This window comes from Streptomyces sp. SID3212 (assembly GCF_009865405.1).
Classification (GTDB): domain Bacteria; phylum Actinomycetota; class Actinomycetes; order Streptomycetales; family Streptomycetaceae; genus Streptomyces.
The window spans coordinates 1-21,491 of record NZ_WWJY01001139.1 but is presented as its reverse complement, the minus strand read 5'-3'; the positions used below and the strand labels follow the sequence as shown (position 1 = coordinate 21,491).

The following is a 21,491-nucleotide window of genomic DNA, read 5'->3' as shown; positions in this document are numbered from 1 at the left end:
GCGAGAGAGGTGAGCGTACGGTCCGCCTCCCGGGCCCGCCGGAGCCGGCCGGGGAGCGCGCCCGTGACGGTCAGCTCGGCACTGCCCCGCAGGAGGTCGGCGACCCGGGTCGCCAGCAGCCCGCGCGCGGGCGCCAGCCGGCGCGCGGCCCGGCGGGCGAAGGCCCCGCTCAGGAGCGGCACGCCCACACCGGCCAGGAGCAGGCCCACGGCCAGCAGGGCGCCCGCCTCCGGCAGCAGCCAGGCCGTGAACCCGACCGTGCCCGCGCCGACGAGCAGCGCGGTGCCGACCGGGAGCAGCCAGCGCAGCCAGTAGTCCTGGAGCTCGTCCACGTCGGAGACGAGCCGGGAGAGCAGGTCCGCGCGCCGGGTGGCGCCAAGACCGGCGGGCGCGACGCGCTCCAGCCCCCGGTACACGGAGACCCGCAGGTCGGCGAGCATCCTGAGCACGGCGTCGTGCGACACGAGCCGCTCGGCGTACCGGAACACGGCCCGCCCGATGCCGAAGGCGCGGGTCGCCGTCACGGCGACCATCAGGTACAGGACCGGGGGTTCCTGGGAGGCCCGCGAGATGAGCCACCCCGAGACGGCCATCAGGCCGACGGCGGAGCCGAGCGCGAGACTGCCGAGGACCAGCGCCAGGACGAACCGGCCGCGCAGCGCCCCGGCGGCGGCCCGCATCCGGGCGAGCGGCTGCGCGCGGGCGGTGGTCTCGTGGCCCGTGGGGACAGGGCCGGCGGTGACGTCCCGTACCTCGACGGCCCCCGCCACCATCCCGGCGGCGTCCCCGCCCGGATCCGTACCGATCCCGGCCCCGGCGGCGGCACGCGCCCCCGCACCCGAAGCCGTTCCCTCCCCCCGAGTCAGCGTGATCATCCGGTCCGCCACCGCGAGCAGCGCCGGCCGGTGGACCACCAGGACCACCGTCCGCCCCCGCGCCAGCCGCCCCACCGCCTCGACGATCCCCGCCTCCGTCTCGCCGTCCAGCGCCGCCGTCGGCTCGTCGAGCAGCAGCACCGGCCGGTCCGCGAGGAAGGCACGCGCCAGCGCGAGCCGCTGCCGCTGTCCGGCCGAGAGCCCCGCCCCGTCCTCGCCGAGCGGCGTCTCCGCGCCCTGGGGAAGCGCCGCCACGAAGGTGTACGCCCCCGCGTCCCGCAGCGCGGCCCGTACCGCCGTGTCGTCCGCGTCCGGCCGCGCCAGCCGTACGTTCTCCGCGATCGTCCCCGCGAAGAGGTACGGCTGCTGCGGCACCCACGCGATCCGCTCCCGCCACCGCTCCAGGTCGAGCGACAACAGGTCCCGTCCGTCCACCCGTACCCGGCCCTGGTCCGGGACCGTGAACCCGAGCAGCACTTGGAGCAGCGTGGACTTCCCCACCCCGCTCGGCCCCACCAGGGCGACCGTCTCCCCCGGCTCGACCGTCAGCGTGGCCGCGTCCAACGACGGCTCCCCGCGTCCCGGGGGGCGGACCGTCACCCCGTCCAGCTCCAGCCGGACCGCACCGGCCGACACCTCCTCCCGTCCGCCCGCACGCGGCTCGGTCTCCAGGACCGTGAAGATCTCCTCCGCCGCCGCGAGCCCCTCGGCCGCCGCGTGGTACTGCGCGCCGACCTGACGGATCGGCAGGTACGCCTCCGGGGCGAGGATCAGCACCACGAGTCCGGTGGAGAGGTCGAGGTCGCCGTGGACGAGCCGCAGGCCGACACCGACCGCGACCAGCGCCACCGACAGGGTCGACAGCAACTCCAGCGTGAAGGACGACAGGAAGGCGATCCGGAGCGTACGAAGGGTGGCCTGCCGGTACTCCGAGGTGATCCGGCGGATCGAGTCGGCCTGCGCCTTGGCCCGTCCGAAGACCTTGAGCGTCGGCATCCCGGCGACGACGTCCAGGAAATGACCCGAGAGCCGTGACAGCAGCCGCCACTGCCGGTCCACCCGGGTCTGGGTGGCCCAGCCGATGAGGATCATGAACAGGGGGATCAGTGGCAGGGTCACCACGATGATCGCCGCCGAGACCCAGTCCTGCGTGACGATCCGCGCCAGGACCGCCACCGGTACGACCACCGCGAGCCCCAGCTGGGGGAGATAGCGCGCGAAGTAGTCGTCCAGGGCGTCGATGCCCCGGGTGGCGAGGGCGACCAGCGAACCGGTCCGCCGGCCGCTCAGCCACCCCGGGCCCAGCTCGGCGGCCCGTTCCAGAAGGCGTCCGCGCAGTTCGGACTTGACCGCCGCGCTCGCCCGGTGCGCGGCCAGTTCGGTCAGCCAGGACACCAGCGCCCGCCCGACGGCGACCGCGCCCAGCAGCAGGAGGTCGGTACGCAGCTCCGAGGGGGAGTCACCGTGCTGGAAGGCGCCGACGACAACCTCGGCGATCAGCGTCGCCTGGACGATCACCAGTCCGGCACCGGCCAGCCCGAGGACCACCACGGCCACGATGAAGAGGCGAGTGGTCCGGGCGTACCGCAGCAGACGCGGATCGATCGGTTTCACGTGAAACACCGTCCTCAGTGCGTATCGGCCTCAGTGCGTGCTGCCCTCGCCGCGTAGGGCCTCAGTGCGTGTCGGACTCGGCTATGTGCTGCGTGCCGATCCGCTTGCGGAACACCCAGTACGTCCAGCCCTGGTAGAGCAGCACGATGGGCGCCGTGATCCCGGCCCCCCAGGTCATGATCTTCAGCGTGTACGGGGTGGACGAGGCGTTCGTCACCGTGAGGTTCCACTGCTCGTTCAGCGACGAGGGCATGACGTTCGGGAACAGCGTCAGGAAGAACATCGCGACGACGGCCACGACGGTCAGCCCGGAGAGCGCGAACGACCAGCCTTCCCGGCGCCTCCCGATCGCCCCGATCGCTCCGGCCAGCGCGGCCACCGCCACGACCAGCGCGACCAGGCTCCTGCCGTTGCCGCTGTCGGCCTGGGTCCGGAGCAGGAACCCGATCGCCAGGACGGCGGTCACCGGCCCCAGGACGAGCGCCAGCCTCCTCGCCCGTACGCGGATGTCCCCCACCGTCTTGAGCGCGGCGAACACCGTGCCGTGGAAGGTGAAGAGGGCCAGGGTCACCAGGCCGCCGAGGAGCGCGTACGGGTGGAGCAGGTCGCCGAGGGTGCCGACGTACTCCTTGTGCGCGTCGATCCGTACACCGTGGACGATGTTGGCGAAGGCGACGCCCCACAGGACGGCCGGCAGGAGCGAGGTCCAGAAGATCGCGTGTTCCCAGTTGCGCTGCCAGCTCTCCTCCGGCCGCTTGGCCCGGTACTCGAACGCGACGCCGCGCACGATCAGGCAGACCAGGATCAGCAGCAGCGGCAGGTAGAAGCCGGAGAAGAGCGTGGCGTACCACTCGGGGAAGGCGGCGAAGGTCGCGCCGCCCGCGCTGAGGAGCCAGACCTCGTTGCCGTCCCAGACGGGACCGATGGTGTTGATCAGGACGCGCCGTTCCGTACGGTCGCGGGCCAGCAGTTTGGTCAGCACCCCGATGCCGAAGTCGAAACCTTCGAGGAAGAAGTAGCCCGTCCACAGGAAGGCGATCAGGACGAACCAGACGTCATGGAGTTCCATGGTTCCTCAGCCCTTCAGTAGGAGAAGGCCATCGGGCGGTCGGCGTCCGTGTGGTCGCCGCCGATCCGGGTGGGCGGGTCGAGGTCGTCGTCGGTGAGTTCCGGTGGCCCTGCCTTCACGTACTTGACGAGCAGTCTGACCTCGATGACCGCGAGGACCGCGTACAGCAGGGTGAAGGTGATCAGCGAGATGAGCACCTCGGTCTGGGACGCGTGCGGGGAGACCGCGTCGGACGTGCGCAGCACGCCGTACACCACCCAGGGCTGGCGTCCGGTCTCGGTGAAGATCCAGCCCCAGGAGTTGGCTATCAGGGGGAACAGGAGCGTCCACAGCGCGGTGACCCAGTACCACCTGGCGAGCTTCGGACTGAGGGCCTTGTTCCGGAAGAGCACCAGATGGGGCACCTCGTCCTCGCCGGTACGCAGCCGTTGGGGCAGCAGGAACTTCCGGCGGGTGAGCCACAGGCCGAGCAGTCCGAGGCTGAAGGACGCCATGCCGAAGCCGATCATCCAGCGGAAGCCCCAGTAGGCGACGGGGATGTTGGGCCGGTAGTCGCCGGGCCCGTACTTCTCCTGCTCGGCCTTGTTGACGTCGTTGATCCCCGGGACGTGCGAGCTGAAGTCGTCGTTCGCGAGGAAGGACAGCAGTCCCGGGATCTCCAGCTCGACGGTGTTGTGGCCCTTCTGGACGTCCCCGTAGGCGAACACGGAGAACGGCGCGGGCGCCTGTCCGTCCCAGAGGGCCTCGGCGGCGGCCATCTTCATCGGCTGCTGCTTGAACATGACCTTGCCGAGGGTGTCGCCGCTGACGGCGGTCAGCATCCCGGCGAGGACGACGGTGACCAGCCCGAGCCGCAGGGAGGTGCGCATCACGGGGATGTGCTTCTTGCGGGCGAGGTGGAAGGCGGCGATGCCGACCATGAAGGCGCCGCCGACGAGGAAGGCGGCCGTCATGGTGTGGAAGAACTGGGTGAGCGCGGTGTTCTGGGTGAGCACCGCCCAGAAGTCGGTGAGTTCCGCGCGCCCGGACTTCTTGTTGATCCGGTAGCCGACCGGGTGCTGCATCCAGGAGTTCGCGGCGAGGATGAAGTACGCGGAGAGGATCGTGCCGATCGAGACCATCCATATACAGGCCAGATGGATCTTCTTGGGCAGCTTGTCCCAGCCGAAGATCCACAGTCCGATGAAGGTGGACTCGAAGAAGAAGGCGATCAGCGCCTCGAAGGCGAGCGGGGCACCGAAGACGTCACCGACGAAGCGCGAGTAGTCGGACCAGTTCATGCCGAACTGGAACTCCTGCACGATGCCGGTGACGACGCCCATCGCGATGTTGATCAGGAAGAGCTTGCCCCAGAACTTCGTGGCCTTGAGGTACTTCGGGTTCTCCGTGCGGACCCACGCGGTCTGCAGCCCGGCGGTGAGCGCGGCGAGCGAGATCGTCAGCGGGACGAAGAGGAAGTGGTAGACGGTGGTGATGCCGAATTGCCATCGCGCCAGGGTCTCCGGCGCCAGAGCGAGTTCCACGTCGTTACTCCTTACATCGCCGTGGTCGAGCGGCGGCTTGCCCCTTTGGTCCGGTCCGCATTCCGTACGTAACGGAGCAAACGAGGCAAGCTTGTGAACGCGTTCACATTCACAAGCATTATGGCGCACGCCGAAACGGACCTTCGTTCGGGGGGTCCCCCCAACGAGGCGCCCCGGCCTCACCACCCGCCGAGCACCCGCCGAGCACCCGTGAAAGACCCGCCGGAACGCCCGCCGGAACGCCGAAGGGCGGCCCCTCAGGGGCCGCCCTCATCCGGTTCGTCTCAGCCGGTCACCGGCCGGTCACAGCTCCTCGCGGAACTTCTCGGCCGCCTGGAGGAAGAGATCGTTGGCCTCGGTCTCGCCGATCGTGACCCGTACGCCCTCGCCCGCGAAGGGGCGGACCATCACCCCGGCCGCCTCACAGGCCGCCGCGAAGTCGAGCGTGCGCTCACCCAGCCGCAGCCAGACGAAGTTCGCCTGCGTCTCGGGCACCGTCCAGCCCTGCCCGGCCAGCCCGCCGACGACCCGGGTCCGCTCGGTGACCAGCGCCTCGACCCGCTCCAACAGCTGGGTCTCGGCGCGCAGCGACGCGACCGCCGCGTCCTGCGCGATCTGGCTCACCCCGAAGGGCACGGCGGTCTTGCGCAGCGCGGCCGCCACCGGCTCGTGAGCTATCGCGAAACCGACCCGCAGACCGGCCAGCCCGTACGCCTTGGAGAAGGTGCGCAGCACGGCCACGTTCGGGCGCTCGCGGTACAGGTCCGTCCCGTCGGGCACCTCGGCGTCGCGGATGAACTCGCGGTACGCCTCGTCCAGCACCACCAGGACGTCACCGGGCACCCGGTCGAGGAACCGTTCCAGCTCGGCCCTGCGCACCACCGTGCCGGTCGGGTTGTTGGGGTTGCAGACGAAGATCAGCCGCGTCCGGTCGGTGACCGCGTCGGCCATCGCGTCCAGATCGTGCGCCTCGGCGCCGGTCAGCGGCACCTTCACCGAGGCCGCACCCGAGATCTGGGTGATGATCGGGTACGCCTCGAAGGAGCGCCAGGCGTAGATGACCTCGTCCCCGGGGCCGGCGGTGGCCTGGACCAACTGCTGGGCCACGCCCACCGAGCCCGTGCCCGTCGCCACGTGCTCCAGGGGCACGTCGAAGCGGCCGGCCAGCTCCTCGGTCAGGCCGGCGCACGACAGGTCGGGGTAGCGGTGGAAGATCCCGGCGGTGGCGATCACCCGCTCCATCACGCCGGGCAGCGGCGGGTACGGGTTCTCGTTGGAGGACAGCTTGAACGCGGCGGGGCCACCGGCCGCGGCGGGCCTGCCCGGCTTGTACGTCGGGATGCCGTCCAGCTCGGCACGGAGCCTGGGCCCCGTACCGCCGCCCACCGCAGGGCTCGTCTTGCTCACCGCAGGTCCTCCTCGGCCGTTCACGGGTGTCGCGTCAGGGGTGTCGCGTTTTTCAATACTGCTCACCATAGGAGGATTCAGGGCCCCTGCGAAGAGCTCGGCAACGTGGGCCACTCGGGAGGACGTCGACCTCGGTGACGGAGGTCACCCGGGAGGCCGTCGAGCGGGGGGGCGCACTTCTCCCAGGCGCGCGCCCGTGGTCCGCGCCGTGGCGCGCATCCCCCGTAGAGGTGAGTTGAGACAACTTCGAAACATGGACCTTTCGACAGGCACATGCCGTCCGATGCATGCCAGACCACAGCCGAGACGGACAAACCCCACTTCATCGAAGGACGTTGGGCGCTTTTGACCATGCAGAAACGTGCCTGCTGAGGGGTGCATATGCGACCGGCCCAACCGCCCGCCCGCGCCCTAATATCGGCTGGCCATGACAGCAGCAGGGAAACACCAGGTGAGCCGGACGGACACAACCCGCCGGGGAAACCGGCAGGGTCGGGCGGGCATCCGGGACGTCGCAGCCGCAGCCGGTGTCTCCATCACGACTGTCTCGGACGCGCTCAACGGCAAGGGTCGCTTACCCGACGCCACGAGAAGCCACGTCCGAGAGGTCGCCGAGCGCCTCGGCTACCGTCCTTCCGCCGCCGCCAGAACCCTCCGTACCGGCAAATCGGGCCTCATCGGCCTGACCGTGACGACGTACGGGGATGAACCTTTCACCTTCACCGAATTCGCCTACTTCGCCGAGATGGCCAGAGCGGCCACCTCCGCCGCGCTGGCCCGGGGCTACGCCCTCGTCATCCTCCCCGCCACCTCACGCCACGACGTCTGGGCGAACGTCGCCCTCGACGGCACCGTGGTCATCGACCCCTCCGACCATGATCCGGTCGTCACCGAACTCGTACGCCAGGGCCTGCCCGTCGTCTCCGACGGCCGGCCCGCGGGCACCCTCCCCGTCACCGCCTGGGTCGACAACGACCACGAGGCGGCCGTCCTCGACCTGCTCGACCACCTCGCCGACGCGGGCGCCCGCCGGATCGGCCTGCTCACCGGCACCACCACCGACACCTACACCCGCCTCTCCACCTCCGCGTACCTGAGCTGGTGCGAGCGGGTCGGCCAGGACCCCGTCTACGAGTCCTACCCGGCCCACGACCCGTGCGCGGGGGCCGTGGCCGCCGACCGGCTCCTCGCCCGCCCGGACCGCCCGGACGCCGTCTACGGCCTCTTCGACCCCAACGGCACCGATCTGCTCGCCGCCGCCCGGCGGTACGGGCTGCGCGTCCCCGAGGACCTGCTGCTGGTGTGTTGCAGCGAGTCCACCGTGTACGCGACGACGGAACCGCCCATCACGACCCTCTCGCTCAAACCGCGCCGGATCGGCACGGCCGTCATCCAGCTCCTCATCGACGCCATCGAAGGGATCAACACCGGCGCGCCGATCGAGCAGGTGATACCGACCGAGCTGGTCGTCAGGACCTCGTCCCAGCGCCGCCCGCCCCGCACCACGGTCAGCGCCCCCAGGTCCCCGGCGGGGGACTGACGGAGCGCCGCCGGGGCCGGGCGGTCCCTTCCGTACCCCCGCCCGTACCCCCGCCGAAGGATCGGACCTTTCACATTTGGGGTGATCGGCGTGAAAACCTCCGGCGAACCTGAGGTGGAAACGGATTCACCACCCCTGGTGCGTCACACAGGAGGAGCGGGATTCCTATGATGGGCGCACGACACCATGGACCTTTCCTGACCTCCGGTGGGCACACGCCCACCGGAGAGGGCGAGCCCGAGAGGTGTACGGCGGCGCGACGGTGGTGGAGGGGTCGATGACACAGGGGGCCGGTCAGGGACCCGCGGTGCGGACGGCGACGTTGCGCGACTTCCGCGTACCGCCGTACGCGCAGGTTCCCGTGCAGTCCGGGCAACCGGCGCATCCCGAACAATCCGGGCGGCAGGGGTACGGCCACGAGGCCGCGCACCTGTCCGGGCATCCCGGCAACGCGATCCCCGCCGACGAGGTCCCGGAGGGCTACACACCCACCGAGCGGGACCTCCCGGTCATCGGCCCGGAGGGGGTGACCGTCCAGCTGAACCTGGCGCCCGACGGCCTCCCCGCGCAGGGCGGACCCGGCCCGCTCTACGTCGTCGGCGACGTACACGGCTACCTGGACGAACTCCTGCACGCCCTCGGCGAACAGGGCCTCATCGACTCCGCCGGCAACTGGTCGGCCGGCAACGCCCGGCTCTGGTTCCTCGGCGACTTCACCGACCGCGGCCCCGACGGCATCGGTGTCATCGACCTCGTGATGCGGCTCTCCGCCGAGGCGGCGGCGGCGGGCGGCTACTGCAAGGCCCTGATGGGCAATCACGAACTGCTGCTCCTGGGCGCCAAGCGGTTCGGCGACACCCCCGTCAACTCCGGCGCGGGCACGGCCACCTTCCAGGCCGCCTGGCTCCTCAACGGCGGTCAGAAGAACGACATGGAGCGCCTCCAGGACGTCCATCTCCAGTGGATGTCACGGCTCGACGCGGTGGTCGAGGAGGACGGGCATCTGCTGATGCACTCCGACACGACGGCCTACCTCGATTACGGCTCCTCCATCGACGACGTCAACGACACCGTCCACCAGATCCTCACCCGCAACGACGCGGACGAATGCTGGGACGTGTTCCGCAAGCTCACCAAACGCTTCGCGTTCCGTGACGAGGGCGGCCCCGAGGCCGTCCAGGAACTCCTCGCCACGTACGGCGGCACCCGCATCGTCCATGGTCACAGCCCCATTCCCTACCTCCTGGGCGAGGTCGGCACCGAGGACGCCCAGGACGGCGAGGGCGGCGGCCCCGGGGTGGAGGGGCCCCACGTGTACGCCGACGGCCTGGCCATCGCCATGGACGGCGGAGTGACCATGGCGGGGAAACTGCTGGTCGTACGGCTTCCGCTGGCCGACTGAACAGTTTCGCCCGCACAACTGAATCGACAGGGATCCGGTGTTTTCCGGAAACCCCCTGTCACCCCGCGGCAAAACAGCTCTACCATCGGCTTATCCGTAGCAGGCTCTCCTTCCGTTTCTGCCAACCGCCCGTTCACGCGGGCGAATCGGCCCTACGGAGCATCGGGGGATGCACATGAACAGCGCTCCGCACCTGCTGAGCGAGGATCGCGCGGATTTCGAGCGGATCCTCGACGACGCACTGCGCAACGCGCACGACCGCCCGGATCTGGCCGACGTGGGCCGGCGGCTGAACGCCGAGCAGTTGCGCACGATGGCCCTCAACGCCACCACACAGATAGCCACCGCCGCGTCCGCCGAGTACGAGCACTACGCCAAGATGCGCGAGGAGTTCCGCTCCCCGGTCGCCTCCCCGGCCCTGCACAGCTCGGTCAGAGAGCCGGCCACGGCCGAGGAGGACCACACCGCGGGCGCGGGGTTCGCGGCGGTCGTCACCGTCCTCGTCCCCGTCCTCGGCGGCACCGCCGCGCTGATCTTCCTGCTCGTCGGCTACCTCCTCAAGGCACTGACCCCGGCGCCCGCCTTCGCCGATTCCCTCCTCGCGGTGGGCTGGTTCTTCGGCGCGGTCACCGTGATCGGGTTCCTGGGCGCGGCGGTCGGCCTGGTCGTCACGGCCGTACGCAACAGGGACACCGAGGTCCCGGCCCCGGAGGAGTCCGGCGAGGAACTGCCGGACGAGGTCGCTCGGGCCAGGGAGGCCTGGCGCCACGCCCTCCTGGAGCGCGGCATCCTGCCCTTCCTGCGCAGGGCCCTCGCCGACCCGAGCGCGGGCCGGGCCGCGCCGGGACCGCCCCGTACGGTGGGCCACCTGCCCAAGATCGGCTACAGCCACCCCGGCTTCTCCAGCCCTGACGAAGGCTCAGCGGCCCACCAGCGCCCCACGTTCAGCAGCCCGGACTTCACCAGCCCCGACTTCGGCGGCCCGGAACACCAGCCCGAATAGCCGCGACCCGTCCCGCCCGTCCCGCGACGGTGGGCGGCGAGGACCCCGGCCGGAGCCCGAGTCCCCCCGCCCACGTGTCACGGGATCAGTCGGCCAGCGGCAGATACACCCGGTTGCCGGACGCCGCGAACTCCTTCGACTTCTCCGCCATGCCCGCCTCGATCTCCTCGGACGCCAGGTCACCGCCGTGCCGGCGCCTGATGTCCTGCGAGATCTTCATCGAGCAGAACTTCGGCCCGCACATCGAGCAGAAGTGCGCGGTCTTCGCCGGCTCGGCCGGCAGCGTCTCGTCGTGGAACGCGCGCGCCGTGTCCGGGTCGAGGGCCAGGTTGAACTGGTCCTCCCACCGGAACTCGAAGCGGGCGTCCGACAGCGCGTCGTCCCACTCCTGCGCCCCCGCGTGCCCCTTGGCGAGGTCCGCCGCGTGCGCCGCGATCTTGTAGGTGATCACACCCGTCTTCACGTCGTCGCGGTCCGGCAGCCCCAGGTGCTCCTTGGGCGTCACGTAGCAGAGCATCGCCGTGCCCCACCAGGCGATCATCGCCGCGCCGATGCCCGAGGTGATGTGGTCGTACGCCGGCGCCACATCGGTCGTCAGCGGGCCGAGCGTGTAGAACGGGGCCTCCTCGCAGATCTCCTGCTGGAGGTCGATGTTCTCCTTGATCTTGTGCATCGGGACGTGCCCGGGGCCCTCGATCATGGTCTGTACGTGATGCCGCTTGGCGATCGTGTTCAGCTCGCCCAGCGTCCGCAGCTCGGCGAACTGCGCCTCGTCGTTGGCGTCCGCGATGGACCCGGGCCGCAGGCCGTCACCGAGGGAGTACGTCACGTCGTACGCGGCGAGGATGTCGCAGAGCTCCTCGAAGTTCTCGTACAGGAACGACTCCTTGTGGTGCGCCAGGCACCACGCCGCCATGATCGAGCCGCCGCGCGAGACGATGCCGGTCTTGCGGCGGGCGGTCAGCGGCACGTACCGCAGCAGCACCCCCGCGTGGACCGTCATGTAGTCGACGCCCTGCTCGGCCTGCTCGATGACCGTGTCCTTGTAGATGTCCCAGGTCAGCTCCTCGGCCTTGCCGTCGACCTTCTCCAGCGCCTGGTAGAGCGGCACGGTGCCGATGGGGACGGGGGAGTTGCGCAGCACCCACTCCCGGGTGGTGTGGATGTTGCGGCCGGTCGAGAGGTCCATGACCGTGTCCGCGCCCCACTTCGTGGCCCACGTCATCTTGTCCACCTCCTCCTCGATGGAGGAGGTGACCGCGGAGTTGCCGATGTTGGCGTTGACCTTCACCAGGAACCGCTTGCCGATGATCATCGGCTCGATCTCCGGGTGGTTGACGTTCGCCGGCAGTACGGCCCGGCCCGCGGCGATCTCGTCACGGACGACCTCGGGCGCGACGTTCTCCCGGATCGCGACGTACTCCATCTCCGGGGTGATGTCGCCGCGGCGTGCGTACGCGAGCTGCGTCACCGCCTGCCCGTCCCGGCCCCGCCGGGGCTGGCGCGGCCGGCCCGGGAACACCGCGTCGAGGTTCCGCAGCCCCCCGCGCGGCGAGGTGTGCTTGAGCCCGTCGTCCTCGGGGCGGACCGGACGGCCCGCGTACTCCTCGGTGTCACCGCGCCCGATGATCCAGTTCTCCCGCAGCGGGGCGAGCCCCCGGCGGACATCCGTCTCGATCGTGGGGTCGGTGTACGGCCCGGACGTGTCGTACAGCGTCACGTCCTTGCCGTTGGTGAGATGCACCTGACGTACGGGCACCTGGAGGTCGGGGCGCGAGCCCTGGACGTATCCCTTGTGCCAGCCGATGGACCTCTCGGCCCCGTTCTGATCCACGGCCCCGCCCGGATTCCCCGATTCGCCCGGGGAATCCGATTCCGAGGCAGGCGTGTGTGCGTCCTGAACGGTCATGAGACCTACTCCCTACGCCGGCATTACCCGGTAACAGGTTCGGCGGTCGGCGCAGCGGCAGGAGTCCGGGGGGAAGGTCCCCGGGACTCCACGTCAACGCCCTCTCAGCCCGGTGCTCCGAGCTCCCGCGTGTGCAAAGGTGTGTCCACGCTAGCCCCACGACCGGCGTGCTGAACAGAGGGCCTCTCGCTTCTTGCGATGATCGGGGGGTGACCTCACCCCAGCAGAGCCACGAAACGCACGGCCACACGCACAGCCATGGGCCCGCCGAGCCGGTCTCCCAGCACCTCCGCAAGGTCATCGCGGCGGTGCTGATCCCGTTCGCCGCGGCCGTGGTCGTGGGTCTGGTCGTCCTGTGGCCCGGCGGCGCGCCCGCCCATGAGCGCTCGGGGGTCGGCTTCGACCGGCAGACCGAGCAGGGCCGGGTGGTGAAGCTCGTAGCGGTCGACTGCAAGGACGTGAACGCCTCCCAGGTCCCGGCGACCGGCGACACCTCGACACCCGAGGGGCGGGAGGCCGCGCAGGCGGAGACCGGGGAGTGCAAGAAGGCCACGGTCGAGGTCACCAGCGGCAAGGAGAAGGGGCGCACGTTCGTCGAGGTCGTCCAGCCGGACGCGCCGCGGCAGTTTCACGTGAAACAGGGCGTCGTGCTGGCGTACGCGCCCGACGCACCCCACGATCTCCAGTACTCGGTCACCGATGTCGACCGCCACCTCCCGATGGCCCTGCTCGCCGGGATCTTCGCCCTCGCGGTGGTCGTGGTGGGGCGGCTGCGCGGGCTCATGGCGCTGATCGCCCTCGCGGTCTCCTTCGGGGTGCTGACGCTCTTCATCCTGCCCGCGGTGCTGCAAGGCTCGAACCCGCTGGTCGTCGCGGTGGTCGGGGCCAGCGCGATCATGCTCATCGCGCTCTACATGTGCCACGGGCTGACCGCGAGAACCTCGGTCGCCGTCATCGGCACGCTGGTCTCCCTGATGCTGATCGGGCTGCTGGGCTCGATCTTCATCGGCTGGGCGAGCCTGACCGGCAACACCGACGACAGCACCGGTCTGATCCACGGGCTGTATCCGCACATCGACATGAGCGGTCTGCTGCTGGCCGGCGTGATCATCGGGTCGCTCGGTGTCCTCGACGACGTGACGGTGACCCAGACCTCGGCGGTCTGGGAACTGCACGCCGCGGACCCGTCGATGGGCCCGCGCGCCCTCTACCGGGCGGGCATCCGCATCGGCCGCGACCACATCGCGTCCGTGGTCAACACGCTCGTCCTGGCGTACGCGGGCGCCGCGCTGCCACTGCTGCTGCTCTTCTCCATCGCGCAGTCGGGGGTGGGAACGGTCGCCAACAGCGAGCTGGTGGCGGAGGAGATCGTACGGACCCTGGTCGGATCGATCGGCCTGGTCGCTTCCGTGCCGGTGACCACCGCCCTCGCGGCGCTGGTGGTCTCCGCGGACCGGTCGGGGGCAGCGGGGCGGGAGACCGTACCCACGGTGCCGGGACAGGGCACGCCGGGACAGGTCCTGCCGGTGCGCCCGCACGGCAGCAGGGGCCGCCGCCGCAGGAAGTGACGGCGCCGGCCGGGGTGAGGAAATGGCGGTGTGAGCGGTGCCCGGGTGAGGAGGTGACCGCGTGAGGGGTGACCGCGTGAGGGGTGACCGGGTCAGCCCGCGTTCTCCTCCGCCAGGATGCGGCCGAGCGCCTCCTCCAGGTTCCCCTCGAAATCACCGAGCGTGCGCTCCTGGCCCAGCGGGACCAGCCGGTCCGTACGGTCCAGGAAGGCCACGACCGGAGCCGCGCTCACCCGGAACAGCGCGTGGTCCTCCCCGACCTGGAGCCGGATGTGGACGTCCGACAGATCCTCGGGCTCCGTCGGCGAGATGTGCACGTCACCGTCACCACTGGGCGTGTTGATGCCGTCCAGCAGCAGCTCACGGCCGAAGGTCCAGGTCACGGGCGCGTCGCCGGGCAGATGGAAGGTCATCCGCACCGCGTACGGATCCCCCATCTCGTAGTGCAGTTCCACCGGGATACGGAACGAGAGCTCCTCTGAAACGAGGAAACTCATCAGAACCTCGGCCTGGACCGACTCGCGCATCATGTACTCCGGAGTAGATGAAGCTGTGGCTGGGAATGATCCCTGACCCTCTCGACGCCATCGTCCTGTAAGGGCCCGCAGATCACAAGGAGTAATTTTTCAGATACTGATAGAGAAGTCGACCGAGGTCAGCAGAAATCCGATCTCTCTCCGTAACCGATCCACTGCGGGAAGGAGCTGATCCTCCCGATGGCAAGGTACGGAAATGGCCAACGCGGCGGCCGTGGTTCCGGCGGTGATGGGCACGGCGGCACAGACCGTGCCGACCGCGTACTCCTGGCGTTCCACCACCGGCTCCGTCCGCCCCAGTGACCCCAGGCGCTCCAGCAGGGCGACCCGGTCCCGTACGGAATGGGGCGTGAGCGGGCTCACCGGATGGCGGTCGAGGTGATCGTCGCGCGACGCGTCGTCGAGCTGGCTCAGCAGGCACAGGCCGATCGCGTGGGCATGGCCCGTCTCGCGGAAGTCGGCCCACTCGTCGACCGCCGGGCGCGCCGGGCTGTCCGCCACGGCCACGAGGTCGATCTCACCCTCGTGGTAGACCGCGAAATACACGGGCACACCGATCGTGTCCCGCCAGCGCCCGAGCGCGTCCGTGATCTTGCCGCGACGATTCTGCACTCCCTCGCCACGCACCAGCCGCTGCGCGGCGTCACCGAGGACGAACACCCCGCTCTCGCGCCGGAGATAACCCTCGTGCGTGAGCGTGCGCAGCAGGTGGTACGCGGTGGGCAGCGGAAGCCCCGCCTCACGGGCCAGCTGTTTGGCGGGGGCGCCACCGGGGTGGGAGGCCGCCGCCTCCAGCAGTCTCAGCGCCCGCCGGACCGACCCGATGAGGGTGGGCGCCGGGGTACGTGGAGCGGTGGCAGCTGTGGCCATGAGGTCACCCCCGAGGGAATCCTGAGGCCCCGCCCGGAAGGATCGTATGAACCGCAGGCCAGGACGATCTCCCACGGCGCTTTCCGAGGGCGCGGCAGAGGGTTGTCACTCTAGGGGCAGGCCACGCCCCGGGGTGGTTTCCCGTTCACCTTTCCCCCGCGCGGGCTAACGCCCGCACGGACCACCGACCCGGGTCCTACCAGCCGTCGCGCGACGACGACGAGGACGACAGGAACTTGCGTACGACGTAGACCAGTCCGCCGACGATCGCGACGAAGAGCAGCAGCTTGAACAGCAGCGAGATCAGAATGCCGACCACCGTGGCGATCAGCCCGCCGAACACGACGATGGCGATCACGGGCACCGCGATCCACTTCACCCACCACGGCATCCCCGTGAATATCTCCCGCACGGCCATCGCCCTACCTCGCTTCGCCCAGTACCTCGCACATCGACACCTGACGTATCGACCCGACATCCCCGATGCTAGATCGGCGACGGCGCCGGCGGAGGGCCCGCGGCCCCCGCTCTCCCCTGATCCGACCCTGAGCCCGCCCTGAGGGTCCAGCGCCCCGGGGAGTGGTCACGCGGAGGCGGCCCGCCCCGGGAACTCCGGGAAACGGCCCGGTCAGCCCTCCGGCGGCGAGAAGACCACCATCACCCGCAGATCCTCCGTGATGTGGTGGAACTTGTGCGCCACCCCCGCCGGCACGTACACCACACTGCCCCGGCCGACCTGCGTCGTCTCCATCCCCACCGTGATCGACGCCCGGCCGCTCACGACGAAGTACACCTCGTCCTGACTGTGCGGCCGCTGCGGGTCCGTCTCCCCGGCGTCCAGCGCGTACAACCCCACGGACATGTTGCGTTCCCGCACGAACTGCAGATACGCCCCGTCGTTGGCGGCGCGCTCCGCCTCCAGCTCATCAAGTCGAAATGCCTTCATGCCACGATCACACCATGAAGAATTTCGTAGTCAAGACGATCGCCAACGCGGGGGCACTGGCGGTCGCCATCTGGCTGATCCACGACATCACCCTGACCGGCGGCGGCACCGCCGGGAACGCCTTGTCCCTGGTGCTCGTCGCCCTGCTCTTCGGCCTGGTCAACGTGATCGTCAAGCCGTTGGTGAAGCTGCTCACACTGCCGCTGTTCATCCTCACCCTCGGGCTCATAACCCTGGTGATCAACGCCCTCATGCTGCTCCTGACGTCCTGGCTCGCCGACAAGCTGACCCTGGACTTCCACGTGGACGGCTTCTGGACGGCCGTCCTGGGCGGACTGATCATCTCCGTCGTCTCGTGGGCGCTCAACGTCGCGCTCCCCGACGACGAGGACTGACCCCGATGACGTCCCCGTACCGCGTGTGCTTCGTCTGCACCAGGAACATCTGCCGCTCACCCATCGCCGCGGCCGTCTTCCGCGCCCGCCTCACCGAAGCGGGACTGGACACCCTCGTCGAGGTGGACAGCGCCGGCACCGGCGGCTGGCACGAAGGCGACGGCGTCGACCCGCGCGCCGCCGCCGTCCTCGAAGCGCACGGATACGACAGCGCCCACACCGCCCGCCGGTTCCGGGCATCCTGGTTCGCGCACCTCGACCTCGTGATCGCCCTCGACGCCGGACACCTGCGGGACCTGCGGCGCCTGGCACCGACCCCCGCGGACGCCGCGAAGGTACGGCTACTGCGCGCATACGACCCCGCCGTACCACCGTCCGGCGATCTCGACGTGGCCGACCCGTACTACGGGGATCTGGCAGGCTTCGAGGAATGCCTGGAGAGCGTGGAGGCCGCGAGCGAGGGCCTGCTCAGCACCGTACGTACAGCAGTGGAGGAGGCGGCATGACCGGCAAGGACAGCACCACGGGGGACAGAACGACCGACGGCGGCAACGCGGTGGGGGACGGCATACGGACCGTCGGCGCAGGCACAGGGACCGCCGGTGACGGCACGGGGGCCTTCGGTGACGGCACACGGAGCGTCGGTGACGGCACCCGCGCCGTACGGGCCGGGCTGCCCGACCCCGTCAAGTACGAACCGACCCTCCCCGGACCGGTCTTCGCCGCCCACTTCCACCTCCCCGGCGAACCCACCGGGCCCTACACCTACGGCCGCGACGAGAACCCGACCTGGACCCACCTCGAACGCGCCATCAGCGAACTCGAAGCCCCCGGACAGACCGTCGAAACCCTCGTCTTCGCCTCCGGAATGGCCGCGATCTCCTCGGTGATCTTCTCCCAGCTGCGGGCCGGCGACGCCGTCGTCCTGCCCGACGACGGCTACCAGGCGCTGCCCCTGCTGCGGGAACGCCTGGAGGCGTACGGCATCGAAGTACGGACCGCCCCCACCGGCGGCGACGCCCAGCTCGGCGTCCTCGCCGGGGCCCGCCTCCTGTGGATCGAGACCCCCTCAAACCCCGGACTCGACGTCTGCGACATCCGCCGCCTCGTCAAGGAGGCCCACGCCGCGGGCGCCCTCGTCGCCGTCGACAACACCCTCGCCACCCCGCTCGGCCAGCGCCCCCTCGAACTGGGCGCCGACTTCTCCGTCGCCAGCGACACCAAGGGCATGACCGGCCACGGCGACATCCTCCTCGGCCACGTGACCACCGCGAACCCCGAACTCGCGGCGGGCGTACGGCGCTGGCGCAAGGTCGTCGGAGCGATCCCCGGCCCCATGGAGGCCTGGCTCGCCCACCGCTCGCTCGCCACCCTCCAGCTCCGCGTCGACCGGCAGTGCGCCACCGCCCTCACCCTCGCCGAGACCCTGAGCACCCGCGACGACGTCACCGCGCTGCGCTACCCCGGCCTCCCCGGCGACCCCTCGCACCCCGTCGCCTCCGGCCAGATGCGGCGGTACGGCTCCGTCGTCTCGTTCGTCCTCCCGGACCGGGACCACGCCGAGCGCTTCCTCGGCGCACTGCGGCTCGTCGACGACGCGACCAGCTTCGGCGGCGTACGGTCCACCGCGGAGCGGCGCGGACGCTGGGGCGGCGACGCCGTGCCCGAAGGCTTCGTCCGCTTCTCCGTCGGCGCCGAGGACCCCGAGGACCTCGTCGCGGACGTCCTGCGCGCCCTGGACGAAGCCGGCCGCCGCACCACCCCGTAACCCGGGCGCCCCGCGCGTCGGACGGTCCGAGCCTCCCCCCTCGTGGCTCGGACCGTCCCGGGTTCCACGCGCGGAGAACCACGCGCACAAGGCTAGTTGACTCTGCGTCAGTGTCCAATCACAGTAGCGACAGCCGCCTATCGACATATTTATAGTGGGACACGGCGGACACAGGACCAGGGACGAACGACCAGGGACGATCGAGAACGACCAGGGACGACCAGGGAACGAACGGGGCCGGGATGGGAGTACGGGACATGGACCTGGCCCTGCTGCGCACCTTCGTCACCGTCCACCGCGCCGGCTCCTTCACCCGCGCCGCCGCCCTCCTCGGCCTCTCCCAGCCCGCCGTCACCGGACAGATAAGAACCCTCGAACGCCAACTGGGCCGCCCGCTCTTCCTGCGCCAGGCCCGCGGCGTCACCCCCACCACCATCGGCGACGAACTCGCCCACCGGGCCGCACCCCACCTCGACGCCCTCATCGAGATCGCCGAGACCGGGCTCGCCGAGGAATCAGGCGTACGGACCCTCCACCTCGCCGGACCCCCCGAATTCACCGCCCAGCGCGCCCTCCCCGCCCTCACCCCGCTCATCGCCCAGGGCCTCTCCCTGCGCACCTCGTTCTTCGCCAACGCCGAGGAAAACCTCGAAGGACTCGCCGCCGGACATCATGATCTGGCCATCACCACCGCGCGCCCGCGCGGTGGACTGCTCACCGCGACTCCGCTCTGCGACGAGGAACACGTCCTCGTCGCCTCCCCCCGCTGGGCAGCCCGGCTCGGCCACTCCGTCCTGCGCGAAGGCCACGTCGTCCTCGAACAGCTCCCCGTCGTCGAGGTCCACGAATCCCTGCCGCTCGTCTCCCGCTACTGGACGGCCGTCTTCGACACCCGGCCCGCCGCCACCGCGGCCGTCATCGCACCCGACCTGCGCGCCGTCCTCGAATGCGCCGCCGCCGGCGCCGGACTGGCCGTCCTGCCCCGCTACCTCTGCCAGAACGCCCTCGAACGCGGCGAAGTCGTCGCCCTCCTCGACCCGCCCGTACCCCCGCTGCGTACCTACTTCCTGGCCGTACGCACCGGCACCCTCACCCTGCCCCGGGTCGCACGGGCCCACGAGTGGCTGCTGCGCGCCGCGGTGGACTGGTGACCTGCGGGCCGCCGGAGCGTTTCGGAACCGGAATCACGGGCGAACCTCTTCCCATGACCCAACGGCCCGTGGTCAAGCGCACCTCACGCGCCATCCTGCTCGACGGCGACGACCTCATCCTCATCAAACGCACCAAGCCGGGGATGGACCCCTACTGGATCACCCCGGGCGGGGGCGTCGAAACGACCGACACCACCGTCGTCGAGGCCCTCCACCGCGAGGTGGACGAAGAACTCGGCGCCAAGATCATCGACATCGTCCCCTGCTTCGTCGACACCGTGGAACACATCGCCGACGGCGGGATCACCGGCGTCAAGGTGCAGCACTTCTTCGTCTGCCGCCTCGAGTCGATGGACCCCACCCGCCGGCACGGACCCGAGATCGACGAGCCGTGCGGGGAGTACGAGATCGTCCGGGTGCCGTTCAGCCGCGTCGGCATCGCCGCCGTCCACCTCGTACCGCTGTCGCTGCGGCACTACCTGGACGGCAACATCGAGGGCGTGCGCGCGATGCACGCCCCCGACCTCGGCTGACCGCGAGCGCCCCGGCCCCGGCTGATCGCACGGCGTCCCGGTCCCCGCCGTCCGCACGGCGGCCCGGCCCCGGCCGTCCGCACGGCGGCCCGGCCCCGGCTGTGCGCCCGGGTGGCCGCCGCCGTTCGCTCAGGTGGCCGCCGCCACCAGTTCCTCCAGCGAGTCGTGACGGATCCGCTCGACAGGAATGCCGACCCCCCGCAGCGCGTCCACACCGCTGCGGATCATCCCCGGCGGCCCCGACAGATACCCGTCGTACTCGTGCCACGGCCCCGAGTCCCGTACCGCCTCCGGAAGCCGGCCCGTCAGACCCAGACTCGGCCCCTCGGAGATCACCGGCCGCACCGACAACCACGGATGCACCTGCTGGAGCCGCAGCATCGTGTCGATGTCGTACAGGTCCTGGTCGTGGCGCGCGCCGTAGAACACCTCGACCGGGCGCCGGTGCCCGCGCTCGGCCACATCCTCGACCAGCGCCTTGATCGGCGCGATCCCGGTCCCTCCGCCCAGGCAGAGCAGACCGTTGTCCGTGCTGTGGTCGACCGTCATCGACCCGGCCGGCGGCCCGAGCCGCAGGACATCACCCGGAACCGCCCGGTGCACCAGCGCGTTGGAGACCCAGCCCGCCGGCACCGCCTTCACGTGGAACGCCAGCAGACCGTCCGGGCGCGGCGCGGAGGCGAACGAGTAGTGCCGCCACACGCGCGGCCACCACGGGGTCTCCAGGCTCGTGTACTGCCCGGCCAGGAAGGGGTACGGCTGGTCGGGCCGGACCGTGACCACGGCGATGTCCGAGGTCCGCAGCTCGTGCGACACCACCTCGGCCTGCCACCAGGCCGGCGCGTGCTGCTCGTTCTCCGCCGCCGCGTCGATCATGATCTGCGAGATCGTCGTGTACGTCCGTACCCAGGCGCCCTCGGTCTCCTCGTCCCACGTGTTCGTGGCGTACCGCGTCAGCGCGCCGATCAGCGCCTCACCGACGGCCGGGTAATGCGTGGCCCGCGTGCCGTACTTGCGGTGACCACGGCCCAGCTGGCGCAGGTAGTCGGTGAGGACGGCCGGCGAATCCATGTGCTCGGCCGCCGTCAGCAGCGCCTTGAGGAGCCGGTCGCGCTGGGCGTCCATGGCGACCGGGAACAGGCTGCGCAGGTCGGGGTGGCGGACGAAGAGCAGCGCGTAGAAGTACGAGGTCACCTGATCGGCGACCGGACCGATCTCGCCCAGGGTCCGGCGGATGAGGATCGCGTCGGGTGACGCGTTCAGGTCCTCCACGGAGACGGCGGCGGGACCGGGGGCCTGCGCCTCGGGAGGCGGATCCGCGGCGGGCGGCTGGGCGCCGGGCGCCTCGGCAGCCGCCGGAGGGGCGGCGGCGGGGAACGGCT

Annotated in this window: 19 protein-coding genes and 1 riboswitch; of the genes, 9 read left to right on the top strand and 10 right to left on the bottom strand. The window is 70.6% G+C overall.

Going from position 1 to position 21,491, the window contains the following annotated elements; all coding sequences use genetic code 11:
- The 4 genes from cydD to hisC form a co-directional block, all read right to left on the bottom strand.
- Positions 1-2,489, bottom strand: a 2,489-nt coding sequence (gene cydD, locus GT042_RS34000) for a thiol reductant ABC exporter subunit CydD (RefSeq protein WP_161312537.1), incomplete at its 3' end; no start/stop codon positions are given.
- Positions 2,490-2,550: 61 nt separating this feature from the next.
- Positions 2,551-3,558, bottom strand: coding sequence for a cytochrome d ubiquinol oxidase subunit II (gene cydB / locus GT042_RS33995; protein WP_161312536.1), 1,008 nt, complete (start codon positions 3,556-3,558; stop codon positions 2,551-2,553).
- 14 nt (positions 3,559-3,572) lie between these two features.
- Positions 3,573-5,081 carry a cytochrome ubiquinol oxidase subunit I gene (locus GT042_RS33990; protein ID WP_161312535.1) on the bottom strand — a complete coding sequence of 503 codons (1,509 nt, stop codon included), beginning with the start codon at positions 5,079-5,081 and terminating at the stop codon, positions 3,573-3,575.
- 303 nt (positions 5,082-5,384) lie between these two features.
- Complete coding sequence (gene hisC / locus GT042_RS33985) at positions 5,385-6,467, bottom strand: histidinol-phosphate transaminase (protein ID WP_345944022.1); 1,083 nt, start codon at positions 6,465-6,467, stop codon at positions 5,385-5,387.
- A 448-nt stretch (positions 6,468-6,915) separates the two neighbouring features.
- On the opposite strand from hisC, the gene GT042_RS33980 reads away from it, so the two are divergent.
- From GT042_RS33980 to GT042_RS33970, 3 genes are all read left to right on the top strand, one after another.
- Entirely contained in the window at positions 6,916-8,028 is a 1,113-nt protein-coding gene (locus GT042_RS33980) for a LacI family DNA-binding transcriptional regulator (RefSeq protein ID WP_161312533.1), read from the top strand.
- Between the two features lie 277 nt (positions 8,029-8,305).
- Positions 8,306-9,430, top strand: coding sequence for a metallophosphoesterase (locus GT042_RS33975; protein WP_161312532.1), 1,125 nt, complete (start codon positions 8,306-8,308; stop codon positions 9,428-9,430).
- A 169-nt stretch (positions 9,431-9,599) separates the two neighbouring features.
- Positions 9,600-10,433 (top strand): MscL family protein, encoded by an 834-nt coding sequence (locus GT042_RS33970; RefSeq protein ID WP_161312531.1) that lies wholly within the window; start codon positions 9,600-9,602, stop codon positions 10,431-10,433.
- 85 nt (positions 10,434-10,518) lie between these two features.
- On the opposite strand, the gene thiC is transcribed toward GT042_RS33970, so the two are convergent.
- Positions 10,519-12,342 (bottom strand): phosphomethylpyrimidine synthase ThiC, encoded by a 1,824-nt coding sequence (gene thiC, locus GT042_RS33965; RefSeq protein WP_161312530.1) that lies wholly within the window; start codon positions 12,340-12,342, stop codon positions 10,519-10,521.
- Positions 12,335-12,481, bottom strand: a riboswitch (TPP riboswitch). Its footprint overlaps the gene before it by 8 nt.
- Before the next feature lie 70 nt (positions 12,482-12,551).
- On the opposite strand from thiC, the gene GT042_RS33960 reads away from it, so the two are divergent.
- Positions 12,552-13,910, top strand: coding sequence for a YibE/F family protein (locus GT042_RS33960; RefSeq protein ID WP_345944021.1), 1,359 nt, complete (start codon positions 12,552-12,554; stop codon positions 13,908-13,910).
- 92 nt (positions 13,911-14,002) lie between these two features.
- On the opposite strand, the gene GT042_RS33955 is transcribed toward GT042_RS33960, so the two are convergent.
- The 4 genes from GT042_RS33955 to GT042_RS33940 all read right to left on the bottom strand — a co-directional run bounded on the left by GT042_RS33955 (position 14,003) and on the right by GT042_RS33940 (position 16,262).
- The gene (locus GT042_RS33955; RefSeq protein ID WP_161312540.1) at positions 14,003-14,437 is read right to left on the bottom strand and encodes an SsgA family sporulation/cell division regulator; all 435 of its coding nucleotides are present in this window, start codon (positions 14,435-14,437) and stop codon (positions 14,003-14,005) included.
- Positions 14,438-14,536: 99 nt separating this feature from the next.
- Positions 14,537-15,316: a helix-turn-helix domain-containing protein gene (locus GT042_RS33950; RefSeq protein WP_161312529.1), complete on the bottom strand. Its 780-nt coding sequence runs from the start codon at positions 15,314-15,316 to the stop codon at positions 14,537-14,539.
- Between the two features lie 196 nt (positions 15,317-15,512).
- Positions 15,513-15,728, bottom strand: a complete 216-nt coding sequence (locus GT042_RS33945) for a DUF5326 family protein (protein WP_161312528.1) — start codon at positions 15,726-15,728, stop codon at positions 15,513-15,515.
- 216 nt (positions 15,729-15,944) lie between these two features.
- Positions 15,945-16,262 (bottom strand): cupin domain-containing protein, encoded by a 318-nt coding sequence (locus GT042_RS33940; RefSeq protein WP_161312527.1) that lies wholly within the window; start codon positions 16,260-16,262, stop codon positions 15,945-15,947.
- 14 nt (positions 16,263-16,276) lie between these two features.
- Here GT042_RS33940 and GT042_RS33935 point away from each other — a divergent pair, with 14 nt between their 5' ends.
- From GT042_RS33935 to GT042_RS33915, 5 genes are all read left to right on the top strand, one after another.
- Positions 16,277-16,657, top strand: a complete 381-nt coding sequence (locus GT042_RS33935) for a phage holin family protein (protein ID WP_161312526.1) — start codon at positions 16,277-16,279, stop codon at positions 16,655-16,657.
- Positions 16,658-16,662: 5 nt separating this feature from the next.
- Positions 16,663-17,163: a low molecular weight protein-tyrosine-phosphatase gene (locus GT042_RS33930; protein ID WP_161312525.1), complete on the top strand. Its 501-nt coding sequence runs from the start codon at positions 16,663-16,665 to the stop codon at positions 17,161-17,163.
- Entirely contained in the window at positions 17,160-18,425 is a 1,266-nt protein-coding gene (locus GT042_RS33925; protein ID WP_161312524.1) for a cystathionine gamma-lyase, read from the top strand. Before GT042_RS33930 ends, GT042_RS33925 begins: the two co-directional genes overlap by 4 nt.
- Before the next feature lie 257 nt (positions 18,426-18,682).
- The gene (locus GT042_RS33920; protein WP_161312539.1) at positions 18,683-19,576 is read left to right on the top strand and encodes a LysR family transcriptional regulator; all 894 of its coding nucleotides are present in this window, start codon (positions 18,683-18,685) and stop codon (positions 19,574-19,576) included.
- Positions 19,577-19,629: 53 nt separating this feature from the next.
- Positions 19,630-20,109 carry an NUDIX hydrolase gene (locus GT042_RS33915; RefSeq protein ID WP_161312523.1) on the top strand — a complete coding sequence of 160 codons (480 nt, stop codon included), beginning with the start codon at positions 19,630-19,632 and terminating at the stop codon, positions 20,107-20,109.
- 129 nt (positions 20,110-20,238) lie between these two features.
- On the opposite strand, the gene GT042_RS33910 is transcribed toward GT042_RS33915, so the two are convergent.
- Positions 20,239-21,491, bottom strand: a 1,253-nt coding sequence (locus GT042_RS33910; protein ID WP_237531463.1) for a globin domain-containing protein, incomplete at its 5' end; no start/stop codon positions are given.